Source organism: Pontibacter sp. LHS2 (assembly GCF_058932845.1).
This window is the reverse complement of record NZ_JBZYWG010000004.1, coordinates 254,413-268,165: the sequence shown is the minus strand read 5'-3', so window position 1 is coordinate 268,165 and position 13,753 is coordinate 254,413. Positions and strand designations below refer to the sequence as shown.

At 48.3% G+C, this 13,753-nt stretch carries 15 protein-coding genes; 7 read left to right on the top strand and 8 right to left on the bottom strand.

Going from position 1 to position 13,753, the window contains the following annotated elements:
- Positions 1-117: 117 nt before the first annotated feature.
- Both AC5FX6_RS19060 and AC5FX6_RS19055 read right to left on the bottom strand, forming a co-directional pair.
- Positions 118-684, bottom strand: a complete 567-nt coding sequence (locus AC5FX6_RS19060; protein WP_493598552.1) for a hypothetical protein — start codon at positions 682-684, stop codon at positions 118-120.
- Between the two features lie 25 nt (positions 685-709).
- On the bottom strand, positions 710-1,855 hold the full coding sequence (locus AC5FX6_RS19055; protein ID WP_493598551.1) for a porin family protein: 1,146 nt from the start codon (positions 1,853-1,855) through the stop codon (positions 710-712).
- A gap of 143 nt (positions 1,856-1,998) precedes the next feature.
- Here AC5FX6_RS19055 and radA point away from each other — a divergent pair, with 143 nt between their 5' ends.
- From radA to AC5FX6_RS19030, 5 genes are all read left to right on the top strand, one after another.
- Positions 1,999-3,384 carry a DNA repair protein RadA gene (radA, locus tag AC5FX6_RS19050; protein WP_493598550.1) on the top strand — a complete coding sequence of 462 codons (1,386 nt, stop codon included), beginning with the start codon at positions 1,999-2,001 and terminating at the stop codon, positions 3,382-3,384.
- Positions 3,385-3,581: 197 nt separating this feature from the next.
- Positions 3,582-4,997, top strand: coding sequence for a redoxin domain-containing protein (locus AC5FX6_RS19045; protein WP_493598549.1), 1,416 nt, complete (start codon positions 3,582-3,584; stop codon positions 4,995-4,997).
- A 208-nt stretch (positions 4,998-5,205) separates the two neighbouring features.
- Complete coding sequence (locus AC5FX6_RS19040; protein WP_493598548.1) at positions 5,206-6,393, top strand: baeRF7 domain-containing protein; 1,188 nt, start codon at positions 5,206-5,208, stop codon at positions 6,391-6,393.
- A gap of 88 nt (positions 6,394-6,481) precedes the next feature.
- On the top strand, positions 6,482-7,504 hold the full coding sequence (locus AC5FX6_RS19035; RefSeq protein WP_493598547.1) for an SPASM domain-containing protein: 1,023 nt from the start codon (positions 6,482-6,484) through the stop codon (positions 7,502-7,504).
- A 39-nt stretch (positions 7,505-7,543) separates the two neighbouring features.
- Positions 7,544-8,470, top strand: a complete 927-nt coding sequence (locus tag AC5FX6_RS19030) for a mechanosensitive ion channel family protein (protein ID WP_493598546.1) — start codon at positions 7,544-7,546, stop codon at positions 8,468-8,470.
- A gap of 56 nt (positions 8,471-8,526) precedes the next feature.
- Here the strand turns inward: AC5FX6_RS19030 and AC5FX6_RS19025 are convergent, their stop codons facing one another.
- The 6 genes from AC5FX6_RS19025 to AC5FX6_RS19000 all read right to left on the bottom strand — a co-directional run bounded on the left by AC5FX6_RS19025 (position 8,527) and on the right by AC5FX6_RS19000 (position 12,366).
- Positions 8,527-8,865, bottom strand: a complete 339-nt coding sequence (locus tag AC5FX6_RS19025; protein WP_493598545.1) for a hypothetical protein — start codon at positions 8,863-8,865, stop codon at positions 8,527-8,529.
- 211 nt (positions 8,866-9,076) lie between these two features.
- Positions 9,077-9,253, bottom strand: coding sequence for a FeoB-associated Cys-rich membrane protein (locus tag AC5FX6_RS19020; RefSeq protein WP_493598544.1), 177 nt, complete (start codon positions 9,251-9,253; stop codon positions 9,077-9,079).
- A 34-nt stretch (positions 9,254-9,287) separates the two neighbouring features.
- The gene (locus AC5FX6_RS19015; RefSeq protein WP_493598543.1) at positions 9,288-10,091 is read right to left on the bottom strand and encodes an inositol monophosphatase family protein; all 804 of its coding nucleotides are present in this window, start codon (positions 10,089-10,091) and stop codon (positions 9,288-9,290) included.
- Positions 10,088-11,326 carry an Lnb N-terminal periplasmic domain-containing protein gene (locus AC5FX6_RS19010; protein ID WP_493598542.1) on the bottom strand — a complete coding sequence of 413 codons (1,239 nt, stop codon included), beginning with the start codon at positions 11,324-11,326 and terminating at the stop codon, positions 10,088-10,090. The genes AC5FX6_RS19015 and AC5FX6_RS19010 overlap by 4 nt, the downstream gene beginning before the upstream one ends.
- A 22-nt stretch (positions 11,327-11,348) precedes the next feature.
- Positions 11,349-12,041, bottom strand: a complete 693-nt coding sequence (gene rsmI, locus AC5FX6_RS19005) for a 16S rRNA (cytidine(1402)-2'-O)-methyltransferase (RefSeq protein ID WP_493598541.1) — start codon at positions 12,039-12,041, stop codon at positions 11,349-11,351.
- Between the two features lie 49 nt (positions 12,042-12,090).
- Complete coding sequence (locus AC5FX6_RS19000) at positions 12,091-12,366, bottom strand: 4a-hydroxytetrahydrobiopterin dehydratase (RefSeq protein ID WP_493598540.1); 276 nt, start codon at positions 12,364-12,366, stop codon at positions 12,091-12,093.
- 118 nt (positions 12,367-12,484) lie between these two features.
- Here AC5FX6_RS19000 and AC5FX6_RS18995 point away from each other — a divergent pair, with 118 nt between their 5' ends.
- Positions 12,485-13,354, top strand: coding sequence for an SDR family oxidoreductase (locus AC5FX6_RS18995; protein WP_493598539.1), 870 nt, complete (start codon positions 12,485-12,487; stop codon positions 13,352-13,354).
- Between the two features lie 76 nt (positions 13,355-13,430).
- Entirely contained in the window at positions 13,431-13,742 is a 312-nt protein-coding gene (locus tag AC5FX6_RS18990; RefSeq protein ID WP_076421339.1) for a hypothetical protein, read from the top strand.
- Positions 13,743-13,753 lie beyond the last annotated feature (11 nt).

Below are 13,753 nucleotides of genomic sequence, written 5' to 3'. Positions count from 1 at the left end.
GAAGCGGCACTCCCCAATCCAAGGGAGTGCCGCTTCTGCTATTCGGCTATCGGTGTCGTGTAACTAATGTGCCAGGTCGACGGCCAACATACGGTGTTTATACAAGGCGGGCTTGCGTCACTGTTTCACCTGACCAGACATTGACTTTAAACAATTATAGATGACGTTTTTGATAGTGAGTTGATAGATTTCTTCCATCCTTTCATTCGTAGCATCTACTGATTGCACAAATAGTTCTCCACTTGAATCGCATGCCATAATCAATTCACCTGATTCCTGGCTAACCAGATTGATTTGAACTTGCGCAAATCCCCTTTCTTTCTCACTACTCCATGTAGATGTGAACTCCTTGTAGCTGTCGGGTATATTAATGATTGCTTTTACAAGAACGCCCGAATTAGTCGTGTTCTCTCTGATTACATTTTCTATTAGCTGTTTATGGGTCGCTGTTAAAGCGGGAACATGCTTAATCAACATGTTTGGTTTCGAAACAAATGGCAGTTTGATATCTTCATCAGCTTGATTTGTCCTGCTGTCTGTTATCTGGGCTTCCTCAACAGTAAAGGATAGATTTAGAGGCAGTAAATTAGTTTGCTTTACCTGGGTTACATAGCGGTTTGCTGCACAGCCAGTCAAAAGACATACAGCTGCAACTAAGAGGATGCTTGGTAAACTTTTTCTCATTTCTTGAAGGTAAGACGGCTTGTTGCTAAAAGGTATAGCCTAAGCCTAGCTGTATATTATTGAAGTAAAGTCTGTTTTCTAGTTCGTTGCTATTGGCTATATCGCGGCTGAAGCGAGCATCCACAGAGAAGCGTTGGAACTGTACGCCCCCACCAAATGCAAACCCCAGTGTGTAACCGTCTATTTTTGAATTCATATCAACAACATGGCCACTCTCAAATGTAATGAAGTGGTCCAGTTTTTTCGAGAGTGCCAGGCCGTAGCTAACTCCTGCATTCAGATAAGGATGCCATGTTCCATTGCCAAACCTGTACTTCAGCAGCACAGGCAGCTGTAGGTATTGCGCACTTAATTTCAGATTGCTGTCATAATTCATAGCCTGTGGGTCTTCGAAACGATACGTGCTGCTAACATTCCGGGAGACATAGATCAGCTCAGGCTGAATGGAAAACGCTTTTCCAGGGAAGCTTAAATTTACAAAGATGCCTGCTGTAGCTCCCGTGTTCCAGTTGAAGGTATGATCAAAAGGCAACCTGTTTTCAAAGGGAAAAACGAGTTGAGAAGACTGGCCTATTACTCTGATGCCCCATTTTACCTGTGTTCTGGCTTGCTTATATAATATGGCGCTTCTCTGTCCGGAGTACTGACAGTTATTGTAGGCATGTACAAGACTGGCCAGGCTAGGGCTGCTATACTTATACCTTTGTGTATTTATGGAGGCGCAATCTTTTAGGAGAGCGGAGATGGTACCAGCAAAGTAGTCCTTATGCAGAGGAACCAGAGGCTGCTGTTGTATCTGTAGGAAATACTCATAAGCTGGATTAAAGTCTTTTGCATAATAGAGCTTGGTTGGACCTGTTACCAACACTTGCATCAGGAGTTTATGCTGTTGCTCATTCACCAGCGCCTCGTGCGCTTCATAGTAAAGGCTGTCGCTAAGGCCATAACCCTTAATCTCACCCACTGCATAGCTCTTGAGTTGGCCTCCATCAGGTTTAAACTGTATCTGATAAGTTCTTTTAGATATTCCCTCATCCAATAGTTCTCCATGGAGCGTGTCAGATGATAAAGTAACTAAATACGCAGATGGTATTAGTTTTTGTGCTTTCACAGTAGAGAGGCCTGCCAGCATGAATAGCAGGGTGTAGGTAAATATTCGAACAAATGACATGTGTGATAAAGAATTAATGTTTCTAAATATAGCTAAATAGTTGTGATTAAACTCTTATTAACCCAATTTTTGGCCGAAATAATCTTAAAATAGGAGAAGGTTAAAGCCACTGTATATTGTCTCATTATGCGTATCTTCGTAGTATGGCTAAGATCAAAACCTCATATTTCTGCCAGAACTGCGGGGCGCAGTCGGCCAAGTGGATCGGCAAATGTCCCGCTTGTGGTGAATGGAATACTTACGTGGAAGAAGTGGTGCAGCGTGAGGAACTCACGCCTACTAGTGTATGGAAAGTAGGCAATACCAGCAGTTCAGCACAGGTCGCCAACAAGCCCAAGCCAATAGCAGATATCAACTATCAGGAGCAGCAGCGCATTCAGACGGTAGATCAGGAACTGAACCGGGTACTGGGTGGTGGCATTGTACCGGGTTCTATGGTGCTTATTGGTGGCGAGCCAGGTATAGGCAAGTCCACACTAATGCTACAGATCGCTCTGAGCCTGACAGGGCTGCGGGTGTTGTATGTGAGCGGCGAGGAAAGTGAGCACCAGATCAAGATGCGAGCGGAGCGTCTCAATGCCCAAACCTCCGATTGCTTCATCCTGACAGAGACTGGCACGCAGAACATTTTTAAACAAATAGAGCAGTTGCGGCCGCAGGTACTCATAATCGACTCCATTCAGACACTGCACTCCTCCTTTATAGAGGCGGGGGCCGGCAGTGTGAGTCAGGTACGGGAATGTACGGCCGAGCTACTGAAGTTTGCCAAAGAAAGCGGTACCCCTGTTTTCCTGATTGGCCACATCACCAAAGAGGGCAACCTGGCAGGTCCTAAGATACTGGAGCATATGGTAGACACGGTGCTGACTTTTGAGGGCGACCGTCATATGACCTACCGGATTCTGCGCACTTCTAAGAACCGCTTTGGATCCACCTCTGAACTAGGTATATACGAAATGCTGGGTACCGGTCTGCGGGAAGTGAGCAACCCGTCTGAGATCCTGATATCGCAGCGGGAAGATGCTTTCAGTGGCATTTCCATCGGCGCCACACTGGAGGGCAACCGTCCACTATTGATAGAAGTGCAGAGCCTGGTAACACCTGCCACGTACGGTACGCCACAGCGCACCAGTACTGGCTTTGATGGCAAGCGCCTCAACATGCTGCTGGCTGTGCTGGAAAAGCGCGGTGGGTACAGACTGGGTGCTCAGGATGTCTTCCTTAACCTGGCTGGAGGCCTGAAGGTAGAAGATCCGGCGCTTGACCTGGCGGTGTGCGCTTCGATCCTCTCTTCTTTTGAGGATATCGCTATCCCCAGCACTGCCTGTTTTGCTGCGGAGGTAGGACTTGGCGGTGAGGTAAGAGCTGTCAATCGTATTGAAAACCGCATCACAGAGGCAGAGAAACTGGGCTTTAAGGATATCTACATCTCCAAGTACAACAAGAAGGGCATGGACCTGGGCAAATTTTCCATTAATGTGCATGCTTTTGGACGATTAGAAGAGGTATTCGCCTCCCTATTTGGTTAAAATTGTGTTTTAAACAGGAAGTAGTTCTATCTTTCGTATAATTTCAGAGGGAGTATTGGGAATTGGAATTATAATCTATAAAATTAGTGTTCAGTGCCTTAGCTGAAATCTTTGCCTACACGAGCGCAAAGATGAAATTTCCAGCTAATTGGACCAAAATTAGATAGTTATAAGACACCTCTACCCGCGCCGTACCTATGAAACGAATGCTCACTCTATTGTTGGCTTACATGCTGGCAACTCATTTCCTGTTGGCTCAAGGCACTGTTACACTTACAGGCAAAATTCAAAAAGGACAGGAGGCTGAAATTTTCATCGCCTCTCTCCCCTCTTTATTGTTTCCGGAAGAACAGCGTACGTTTGCTGAGGTAAACAACGGGCGTTTCAAATTTGAAATACCAGTTGACAAGGCCATGACGGTAGAGCTGGTATATGGCAACGAATCAGTACCGCTATACCTGGAGTCAGGCTACGACCTGCAAGTGACATTCATAGCAGAGAAGATGCTCAAAACACTGAAGTACAGTGGCCAAGGGGCAAATGAGAACAATTACCTGGCGCTGCATACCTATCGTTTTGACGAAGAAGAAGACTACCAAACGTTGCCTGACAATGTAAAGCTGTCAGAGAAAGAATTCCTACAGTTTCTGACCTATCGCAAAGAGGATCAGTTGGCGATTTTTGAGAAGAAAATAGCGGCAAATCCGGTAAGTGATCATTTCAAAGAGCTTATACTGGCCGAGATTGAGTACAGCTACGCCAATGATCGTCTCACCTTCTTTGATATGCGAAAGCTGATGAGGCTGCCAGTACAGCTTAGCCCCTCCGCCGGATACTTCGATTTTCTGGAGCATATGGAAATGGACCAGCCCGCCAGCCTGGAAGCTATCAGTTTTCCAACCTTCCTGCGAAACTACATCACTTTTGTAGGGCTGCAGGCCGGACTGGATGCCAGCGATATACATTATTATAAAAAAGCATACTATGAGGTGAGCTATACCTTGCAGGGGTACGCACGCAAAATGGCGCAAGCGTACCTGATCCGGCAGTCATTGCAACAGGGCAATGTGCTGCACGTACCCGCCATGCTGCAGGATTTCGGACAAAACGAAGGTATAGCCGACGTGTATGCCACATTGCAGCGCCAGTACGAAAGCCATCCAGGCTTAGGCATTGGCAGTGCAGCCCCTGACTTTAGTCTGAAAGATATAAATGGGCAGTTGGTGGCACTCAGCGATTTTAAGGGCAAGATTGTTTACCTGAGTTTCTGGCGTACGGACTGTGGCCTATGCATGGTAGAGCAACCGCACGCACAAGAGCTGGCCCGAAAGCTCCAGCCCCACGAAGTAGTGCTTATCAATATAGGAGTAGATGAAAACGAACAGGCCTGGCGCAGTGTCGTGCAATCACGCGGCTTCGGAGGCGTGCAGCTATACCTGAAGGGGCAGGGCCACGAACTGGCCCGTCAGTATGGACTTAAAGACGTACCGGCATACTATCTGATAGATGATGATGGCACCATTCTAAGCACAAAACCACGCCGCCCTATCGATCGGGAAGCCGAGACTGAAATCCTGCAGCATGTGTTGAGCAACAGAGCCTCCCGCAAGTAATACCTATACCTGATCTTCATAAGAAAGCCGCCCAAGTTTCACGACTGTGGGCGGCTTTGTTTTGTAGGGCCAATGCCTTGTTTCTGAAAGCATCAATAACCGTGCATTTGTTTAGTGCGTAATTAAAGCCTAACCCCTTATCGTAAGGGGAAAGTAGAAAGGAATAGATTATTGGAGATATCCTTATTCATTTAACCGCTAGAAAAATATGGCATTAATCAACAAAAGTGACATTGAGAAGCTTCTCAATGTGCAGAACAACACAAAAGACGCACTTTGCATCTCTATTTACATACCTACGCACCGAGCTGGTCACGAAACACTAAATGGCCAGGACCACACACTGTTCAAGAACAAACTCAAAGAAGCCCGCGCACTACTGGCAAGACACGATGTAGCCGATGCTGAAATTGACGCTTACCTGAAGCCGGCCGAAGAACTGCTGAATGATACCGGGTTCTGGCGCCATCAGTCAGAAGGCCTGGCTGTGTTTATCACCAAAGGCTTCTCGGCGCACTATACCCTGCCTATCACAATGCCGGATGTGGTATATGTGCTTGATCAGTTCTACTTCACGCCTATGCTGCCGATCCTAAGCCAGAATGGCCGCTTCTTCATCTTGTCGCTGTACCGCGAGCGCATTGGTTTCTTCGAGGCCACTATTGAGCGCATCCGCCAGATCGACATCAGTGCTTTTGCACCGGAGAGCATGAACGAGGCCCTAAAGTTTACCATCAAAGGCAACGACCAGGATTTCCATAACTCCACCACGACCGTGAACGGCTCAAATATCGTGCATGGGGCGGGTGCGACGAAGGGTGACGACGAACACGACGAAGTGCGTGAGTTTATCCATGAGGTTGACAACAGCCTGCAGGAAATCCTGCACAACGCGACAGAGCCTTTGGTGCTGGCCGGTGTGGACCATTACTGCGCCCTGTACCGCAAATTCAGCAAGTACAAGAACATTGTGCCACAGAACATCAATTTGAATGAAACCGTGGCCGGTATGAATCCGCAGACGATTCATGAGAAAGCACTTGAGGTTATGAAACCGCTGATGCAGCAAAGCCACACCGACTCGCTGAGCCGCTACGAGAACGTAGCAGGCACTGGTGTAACTTCCGAAGACATTGCCACAGTGGCCGCAGAAGCCGTACATGGCCGTATTGACACGCTGTTTATTGCACCAAGCAGCCCGGTTTGGGGTCGCTATGATGCCAAAAGCGCAGCAGCTGAAGTGCACAAAGACTACCAGCGTGGTGACGATGATCTGATCAACCTGGCGGCAATCAAGACGCTGGCACAGGGGGGTAAGGTATACGTGAGTAGCTATAACGGCCTGTCAGAAGTTGGTGAAGAGGGAGGCAGCGTAAAAGCGCTTTTCCGTTACTAGACACGCGATAATTTTGGCCGTTAGCGCCATAAAGTATAATTTAGTGGGGCAGCCTTTATGGGCTGCCCTTTCTTTTGCGTCCCTACACATGAAGCTGCACCTCGCTGATAAGCTCAATTTTCTGTCAAAACTCACGCCGCTGCGCATGTTTAATGCCTTGCAGGTGGCAGGCAGCTACTGGTATGCAAGGGCTTCGCGCCAGGCAGTGCACTGGGGTGACCCGCTGAGCATTTCGTTTGAGCCAACCACCTCTTGTAACCTGCGCTGCCCCGAGTGCCCCAGTGGCCTTCGTTCTTTTACCAGACCGACGGGTATGCTACAGAATGACCTTTTCAAGGAGACTATCGACCAGCTGCACAAACGATTGCTGTACCTGATCTTTTACTTTCAGGGGGAGCCTTACCTGCACAAGAGTTTTCTGGAGCTGGTGAAGTATGCGTCAGACAGAGGCATCTATACCGCCACCTCTACCAACGCCCACTTCCTTGATAGCGATACAGCCCGCAAGACCGTAGAATCAGGGCTGGACCGGCTCATTGTGTCCATAGACGGCACTACGCAGGAAACATACGCGGCATACCGGGTAGGTGGCAAGCTGGATAAAGTGCTGGAAGGTACGCGGCAGGTCGTGAAATGGAAGAAAGAGCTGAAGTCTCGCACACCGCATATCATGTTTCAGTTCCTGGTGGTACGCCCCAACGAGCACCAAATTGCAGAGGTGCAGGCACTGGCCGATGAACTTGGCGTGGATGAAGTCGTATTTAAGACGGCGCAGATTTATGACTACGAGCAGGGTTCTCCGCTTATACCTACCATTGACTATTACTCCAGGTATAGAAATAACGGTGATGGCAGTTACTCTATCAAAAACAAACTGCTGAATCAGTGTTGGAAAATGTGGCATTCCTGTGTGATCACCTGGGACGGCCTGGTAGTACCCTGCTGCTTCGATAAGGACGCTGAGTACCGCATGGGAGACGTAAAAGAGCAGGGGTTCCGGCAGGTATGGCGCAGCCCAGGGTATAACCAATTTCGCAAATCGCTGTTACAGTCACGGGAAGAGATAGAAATGTGCCGGAACTGCACCGAAGGCACCCGGGTATGGGCCTGAGCTATACCTGCTAACAATGTAATACAATAGATAAGATTTATGAACGACATTAACAAAGCGCTTGAACTTTTGCTAAGCAAGCTGGAAGACTGGGGAGAGCATCTGGTCTTAATGCTTCCTAACCTGGTTGTAGCCATCATTCTGCTGATCATTACGTTTACGGTTGCTCGCTTCATTCGCAATGCCTTAGATAGAGTAATAGGACGGGTATCGCATAGTGCTGCGCTTAATAATCTGATATCTACCATTCTATACATTGCTTTGCTGGGTGTCGGCTTTTTCTTTGTGCTCAGCGTGCTCCAGCTTGACAGGGTCGTTATCTCTTTGCTGGCTGGTGTTGGTATTATTGGTCTGGCACTGGGTTTCGCCTTTCAGGATATCGCGGCTAATTTCATTTCAGGTATCATCATCGCAGTGCAGAAGCCGTTTGGCGTAGGCGATATGATAGAGACCAACGATTACTTTGGGGTGATTGAACGGGTTTCATTGCGTACACTGGACATCCGTAAGCCGTCAGGAGAGTTAGTGAAGCTGCCTAACAAGATGGTGTTTGAGAACCCTGTGACCAACTACTCGAGTAGTGGCATACGGCGCCTCGACCTGGATGTAGGCGTATCGTATGGCGAGGATTTAGAAAAGGTGGAGCGAATTGTGATAGAAGCGCTTCAGGACGTAAAAAACCGTGTGAAGACCCGTGATGTGGAGGTGATGTATGATGCCTTCAATGATAGTTCGATTGATTTCAAAGTCCGTTTCTGGATATCTTATTCCCGGCAGATAGATTTTGTGTCGGCTAAGAGCGATGCGATCATTAAGATCAAGAAGGCATTTGATGCGAATGATATCATGATCCCATTCCCGATTCGTACGCTGGACTTTGGTATAAAAGGTGGCGAGAAGTTAAACGAACATTTAGAAGACTTACAGGCACAAATAAAAAATGGTCGCAATGCTTCAGACAATTAAGGTATAGGCTGCGCAGGTATAAAACAGAAAGGGCCGATCAATCGGCCCTTTCTGTTTTATTTGTCTTTCTTATCGAGGTTCTTACCAAGGTCTTCTACTTGCTTCAGGAAGTTGTCTACTTTCTCGTCGGCATAAGGGCCGTAAGAGTTAGAGATCGTGCCGCGCAGGCCATTACTGGTTTCTATAGCGTATAATATCGACATGTCATCCGGGTCACTTTCACCTTCGAAGCGGTAAAAGTCCACAATGCGTACCTGGTCAGGTCCGAACGTGTGCTTGTCCTCCATCGTGCAAAGCGTGCCTTCACCCGATACTTTAAAATCGTAGGTATAGCCGTCTTTACGCAGGCGGTTGAGCACGTTTACCAGGGATCTTTCTTCTACTTTATCTTGCATAGCGTATAGTTTTAAGGGATATCTTGTAAGTATAGAACTATACGCAAAATCAGGCAATGGATACGAAAAAGGGGGTGGAATTATTCAGAAGGCAGGCTTAGGCAAGTGCATGCCTAGATAAGATAGAACTAGTGCCCACTCACAGGTATAACGGTATACCTAAGCAAAACAAGCTTCAATCCAGGAAAATGAAAGAAGGGAAGCGAAACAGTTATACCGCTTTTTTGTCGAGCTCTTGCTGGATCTTACTGAAGTCGATAGCTGAGCAGCTACCGCAGCCCTTGGCGCAGCCAGCATTTTTGTTGGGCATGAAACTTCGGTAAATTATCCAACCCATGTAGCCCACTGCCACCGCGAATATCAGGAAGATGATGATTTGCTGTATCATATGCTCTTATCAACTGCACAAAGATACAAAAAGTTTATTGAGGCGCCCCTTTCCAATGCTCGGCGATGGTGTCGAGCATCTCCTGGTGAATGTTTCCGTTGCTGGCCACGATCTCACGACCAAAAATATAGTCGCCACCAGCCGTAAACTTAGAAACATGACCACCAGCCTCCTGCACGATAATGGCTCCGCCTGCCACATCCCAGGCATTCAGGTTATATTCAAAGAACCCTTCAAAACGGCCCACTGCCACATAGGCCAGGTCCAAAGCGGCAGAACCTAAGCGACGCACCCCATGTGACTTGCCCATAAAAGCGCCTAGCACCTGAAGGTACTGCTGTGTGAGTCCAAACTCGTAATAAGGGAAGCCTGTGGCGATAAGTGCGTCTTTCAGGCCTATTGCAGGAGAAACCTGGATAGGGCTGTCATTTAGGAAAGCGCCTCCGCCTTTAGTAGCGTAGAAGCATTCATCTTTATTTATCTCATACACGATGCCCAGTACTACCTCTTCGCCATCCAGCAAAGCGACGCTCACCGAGTATAGCGGCAAGCCATGAGTGAAGTTCGTGGTGCCGTCCAATGGGTCAATGATCCAGTTAAAGCGCTCACCGCGGGTATTATCGGTTTCTTCTTCCGTAATGAAGCCAGCCTCTGGCAAAAGGTGGCGCAGCGCCTCTACCAATTGCTGCTCCGCTTCCTTGTCCACATAAGAAACCAGGTTGTTAAAACCCTTGAGCTCTACCTTATCCCTGTCAAAGTTTTTGGCCTCATGCTTGATAAAAGCGCCTACTTTTTTGACAATAATGTTGGCATTCTGACAAAGTTGCTGGAGGTTCATATGCGCTCTTTTACTTTAGAGTTTGTGTTGCTGATAACTGCCGGCTGTCTGGCAGCCCAAACCGTATACGCCGCTCTTAGCAGGAGAGATAAAGCAATCGGGAAAACGGCGAGGTGCAATTGCTGTGGCCATACCAGCCATAATAAGAGTGTGATCAAAGCCAATGCGGCCGTTCCCATCATGTACTTCTGCAACCAGTCTGGTAGTACAGGTCTTGCCAGGAAAGCAGCGGCTATGACGTGAGTAGGTAGTGCCCAAAGCAAGTTAAAGTTATTCGCAGCTGCCTGGTGATCCGTGGCAAACCAAAGCAGGAACAGCAACACGCCCAAAAGACCTGTAATCAGGAACAGGAATACATCAAAGGTGCGGCTGCGTGTGCGGCGCTTGTAGTCGAGCACAGTAATGGCTAGTACGAGCCCGAAAAACAGCCACCAAACCAGCACTGGGCTAAACATGCTGCCAGCTGAGGCAGGCATTGGAGTATTCTGGAATATTACCTGCGGTGCGCTCACCAGAGGTACCTGCTTACCGTTTTGCTGAATAGTAGCGCTAGCGAATCCTTTCGAAAGGTAATCAGGCAGGAACATATATTCATAAGGGGAGGCTTTGCGATCGATCGGTGCGCCAAGTGCCAGGTCAATGCCAAAGTCTGACCAAGGCTGCGGAGGCAGGTATAGATCAATGAGATTACGGAAGCTCATGTCCTGATCCAAATGCGCTAGGTTAAAGGCAACCTGGTTCGGGAAAGTGGCCTCTATACCATCGCGGATACGGGTCGCACAATTGTCAAAAAAGAAATCGTAGAGATAGAAGCGGTTTTCAGGCAGGTAGTTGTTTGTCAGAAACTGCCAGTACTGTTGCTTTTGCGCTTCCGTGAAGTTCATCTCCTGCTCATAAATAGAGCGGTTGTCCAAGGTATAGCTGTAAGCGAAATCCTGGAAGTAAGCGATAGAGAGCTTGTAGTTGAGCTTGCCTCGGATGAACTTAATATAAAAGCCGGGCTCATTGAAATCGAAAGTGCCGTAATTGAACACGATGTCCATACCTGAGGCGGGATCGTTGACACGCACGGCACTGTGCCCGAAGATCGCATAAAGCTCGTCACCGGGCGAACAGGTGATCAGGCTGATCTTTGCCTCAGGAGACAACCGGGTTCCCTCGAACTGCGCCTGCGCCTGCACGACAACAAGCAGCAGCATGCCTATTAGTAAAAGCTTGGTAAGGTATAGCTTCATCTTATTGTTATTCGTGTTCAACTTACTTTGCTCCCGCTCCGGAGACCACCAGTACAAATTCCCCTTTGATTGCCTTGGTCGTGAAAATTTCGATCAGTTCATCGAGTGTGCCATTCACGGTCTCTTCAAACATCTTCGAGATTTCACGTGAAACAGAGGCCATGCGCTCGCCCCCAAAATACTCCTTGAACTGCGTAAGTGTTTTGAGCAGACGGTGTGGAGACTCGTAAAAGATCATCGTGCGCTCCTCCTCCGCTAAACTAATCAGGCGAGTCTGACGTCCTTTCTTCAGAGGCAAAAATCCTTCAAATGTGAAGCGGTCAGTGCTAAAGCCAGATTTGACCAGGGCAGGAACAAAAGCAGTGGCGCCAGGGAGGCACTCTACCTTAAGGTCCGCCTTCAGACATTCGCGCACGAGCAGGAAGCCAGGGTCAGAGATTCCGGGCGTGCCGGCATCAGAAATAAGTGCCATCACCTCTCCTGCCTTCATGCGCTCTACCAAGTGAGCGCTGGCTTTATGCTCATTGTGCAGGTGGTGGCTGTGCATGCGCTTCTCTATACCTAGGTGCTGCAATAGCTTTCCACTCGTACGGGTATCTTCAGCCAGTATAACGTCTACTTCCTTCAGGATGCGTATAGCCCGCAGCGTAATATCCTCCAGGTTTCCGATAGGTGTCGGCACCAGGTATAGATTGGTTTTTTCAGGTTCCTGCATACAGCAAAGGTATTACTTAATTGTCGATTGTTCACGGCTCACTGCTTAGTTAGGGCAGGTGCACCGCGCCTTCAAACGTTTTAACCATCATATTGTCATAGAGCACATCGATGCGCCGAGCCAGTTCCAGATCTTTGTCAGTAACGGTATTGCCGGCATCGTGTGTGGTCAACTCGATCTCTACCTGGTTGTATACATTACTCCACCATGGGTGATGATTGAGTTCTTCGGCCACATCGGCTACCTTATTCATGAATGCCATGGCTGCTCTAAAGTCTTTGAACTTAAAGCTGCGGGTGAGTTTATTGTTTGTTTCTTTCCACATGATCTGGAGACGTATTTTTTTAAGGTATAAACGGCTGGCTGCCTTACCAGATTACAGGTAGCGGTAACTAGCCCAAAAATGCAGGCGTATAGGTATGGACTGTAAACACGCTAAAACTATGAAAACTATGGCAAACAAACCAAAAGAAGTACCTGCCCAGAAACAAGAAGAGCAACCGGGCAAGGAACATAAAATGACCCCACAGCCCGAGTACATACGCGAAAACTACAAAGGCAGCGATAAACTTAAAGGTAAGAAAGCGCTCATCACGGGCGGCGACAGTGGTATAGGACGTGCCGTAGCCGTACACTTTGCCCGTGAGGGAGCGGATGTCGCCATCGTATACCTGAACGAAGACAAGGACGCCAAAGACACGCTCCAGTTGATAGAGCAGGAAGGCCGCAAAGGATTGATCATAGCTGGAGACATCGGTGACGAGGCCTTTTGCAAAGATGTGGTTAAGCGGACCGTGAAAGAACTCGGCGGACTGGACATACTCGTAAACAATGCCGCTGAACAGCACGAGCAAACTGACCTGAAAGACATCTCGAAAGACCAGTTACAGCGAACTTTTAAGACCAATATCTTCTCGATGTTCTACATGACCAAAGCCGCATTGGAACATATGAAGGAAGGAAGCGCCATCGTCAACTCTACTTCCGTTACATCGTACCGCGGCAGTCACCACCTCATGGATTATGCCTCTACAAAAGGAGCCATCACATCTTTCACGCGCTCTCTGTCATCGAACCTGGCAGAAAAGAAAATAAGAGTAAATGCCGTGGCGCCCGGTCCGATCTGGACTCCGCTTATACCTGCCTCATTTGATAAGAAAAAAGTGAAAGAGTTTGGGCAGGATGTGCCGTTAGGACGCCCTGGGCAGCCATCCGAAGTAGCTCCGGCCTATGTGTTGCTGGCTTCTGAAGATGGATCTTATATAACTGGCCAGGTGATACATGTGAATGGTGGCGAACTGGTTGGCAGTTAATCTAGCTAAACCATAGCGACCGAAATGGAGTAAAAACAGGTATAGCTCCCGAGCGGAGTGTGATAAATACAGAACTATGGAAAACAAAGAAAACGATAAGCACGCAGGAGAATCGCAGCACAGCGATGCCGCCAAAAACAGGCCGGTGCGTGTGATAGAAGACGATACAACAGATCAGGAATTCCGTGCAGGGCACATCATCCCTGGTGCAGATCCGCCCAAGAATGAACACCAACGCGGTGGCTTTGGCAACCGTGACGGCAAAGAAGGCTTCGGCAGCGATACAGCCTCTGAAGGGCCATCGGCAACAGGTGTTAATGACTTTGCTGACGACGGCACGCCACCACCTGACAACATGCGTACCGAAGACGAAGGTCGCGGTACCTGATCAATTGAATT

Excerpts from the sequence above, each read along its gene's own strand:
- AC5FX6_RS19060 (WP_493598552.1), bottom strand. The coding sequence starts at position 684 with ATGAGAAAAAGTTTACCAAGCATCCTCTTAGTTGCAGCTGTATGTCTT.
- AC5FX6_RS19055 (WP_493598551.1), bottom strand. The coding sequence starts at position 1,855 with ATGTCATTTGTTCGAATATTTACCTACACCCTGCTATTCATGCTGGCA.
- radA (WP_493598550.1), top strand. The coding sequence starts at position 1,999 with ATGGCTAAGATCAAAACCTCATATTTCTGCCAGAACTGCGGGGCGCAG.
- AC5FX6_RS19045 (WP_493598549.1), top strand. The coding sequence starts at position 3,582 with ATGAAACGAATGCTCACTCTATTGTTGGCTTACATGCTGGCAACTCAT.
- AC5FX6_RS19040 (WP_493598548.1), top strand. The coding sequence starts at position 5,206 with ATGGCATTAATCAACAAAAGTGACATTGAGAAGCTTCTCAATGTGCAG.
- AC5FX6_RS19035 (WP_493598547.1), top strand. The coding sequence starts at position 6,482 with ATGAAGCTGCACCTCGCTGATAAGCTCAATTTTCTGTCAAAACTCACG.
- AC5FX6_RS19030 (WP_493598546.1), top strand. The coding sequence starts at position 7,544 with ATGAACGACATTAACAAAGCGCTTGAACTTTTGCTAAGCAAGCTGGAA.
- AC5FX6_RS19025 (WP_493598545.1), bottom strand. The coding sequence starts at position 8,865 with ATGCAAGATAAAGTAGAAGAAAGATCCCTGGTAAACGTGCTCAACCGC.
- AC5FX6_RS19020 (WP_493598544.1), bottom strand. The coding sequence starts at position 9,253 with ATGATACAGCAAATCATCATCTTCCTGATATTCGCGGTGGCAGTGGGC.
- AC5FX6_RS19015 (WP_493598543.1), bottom strand. The coding sequence starts at position 10,091 with ATGAACCTCCAGCAACTTTGTCAGAATGCCAACATTATTGTCAAAAAA.
- AC5FX6_RS19010 (WP_493598542.1), bottom strand. The coding sequence starts at position 11,326 with ATGAAGCTATACCTTACCAAGCTTTTACTAATAGGCATGCTGCTGCTT.
- rsmI (WP_493598541.1), bottom strand. The coding sequence starts at position 12,041 with ATGCAGGAACCTGAAAAAACCAATCTATACCTGGTGCCGACACCTATC.
- AC5FX6_RS19000 (WP_493598540.1), bottom strand. The coding sequence starts at position 12,366 with ATGTGGAAAGAAACAAACAATAAACTCACCCGCAGCTTTAAGTTCAAA.
- AC5FX6_RS18995 (WP_493598539.1), top strand. The coding sequence starts at position 12,485 with ATGAAAACTATGGCAAACAAACCAAAAGAAGTACCTGCCCAGAAACAA.
- AC5FX6_RS18990 (WP_076421339.1), top strand. The coding sequence starts at position 13,431 with ATGGAAAACAAAGAAAACGATAAGCACGCAGGAGAATCGCAGCACAGC.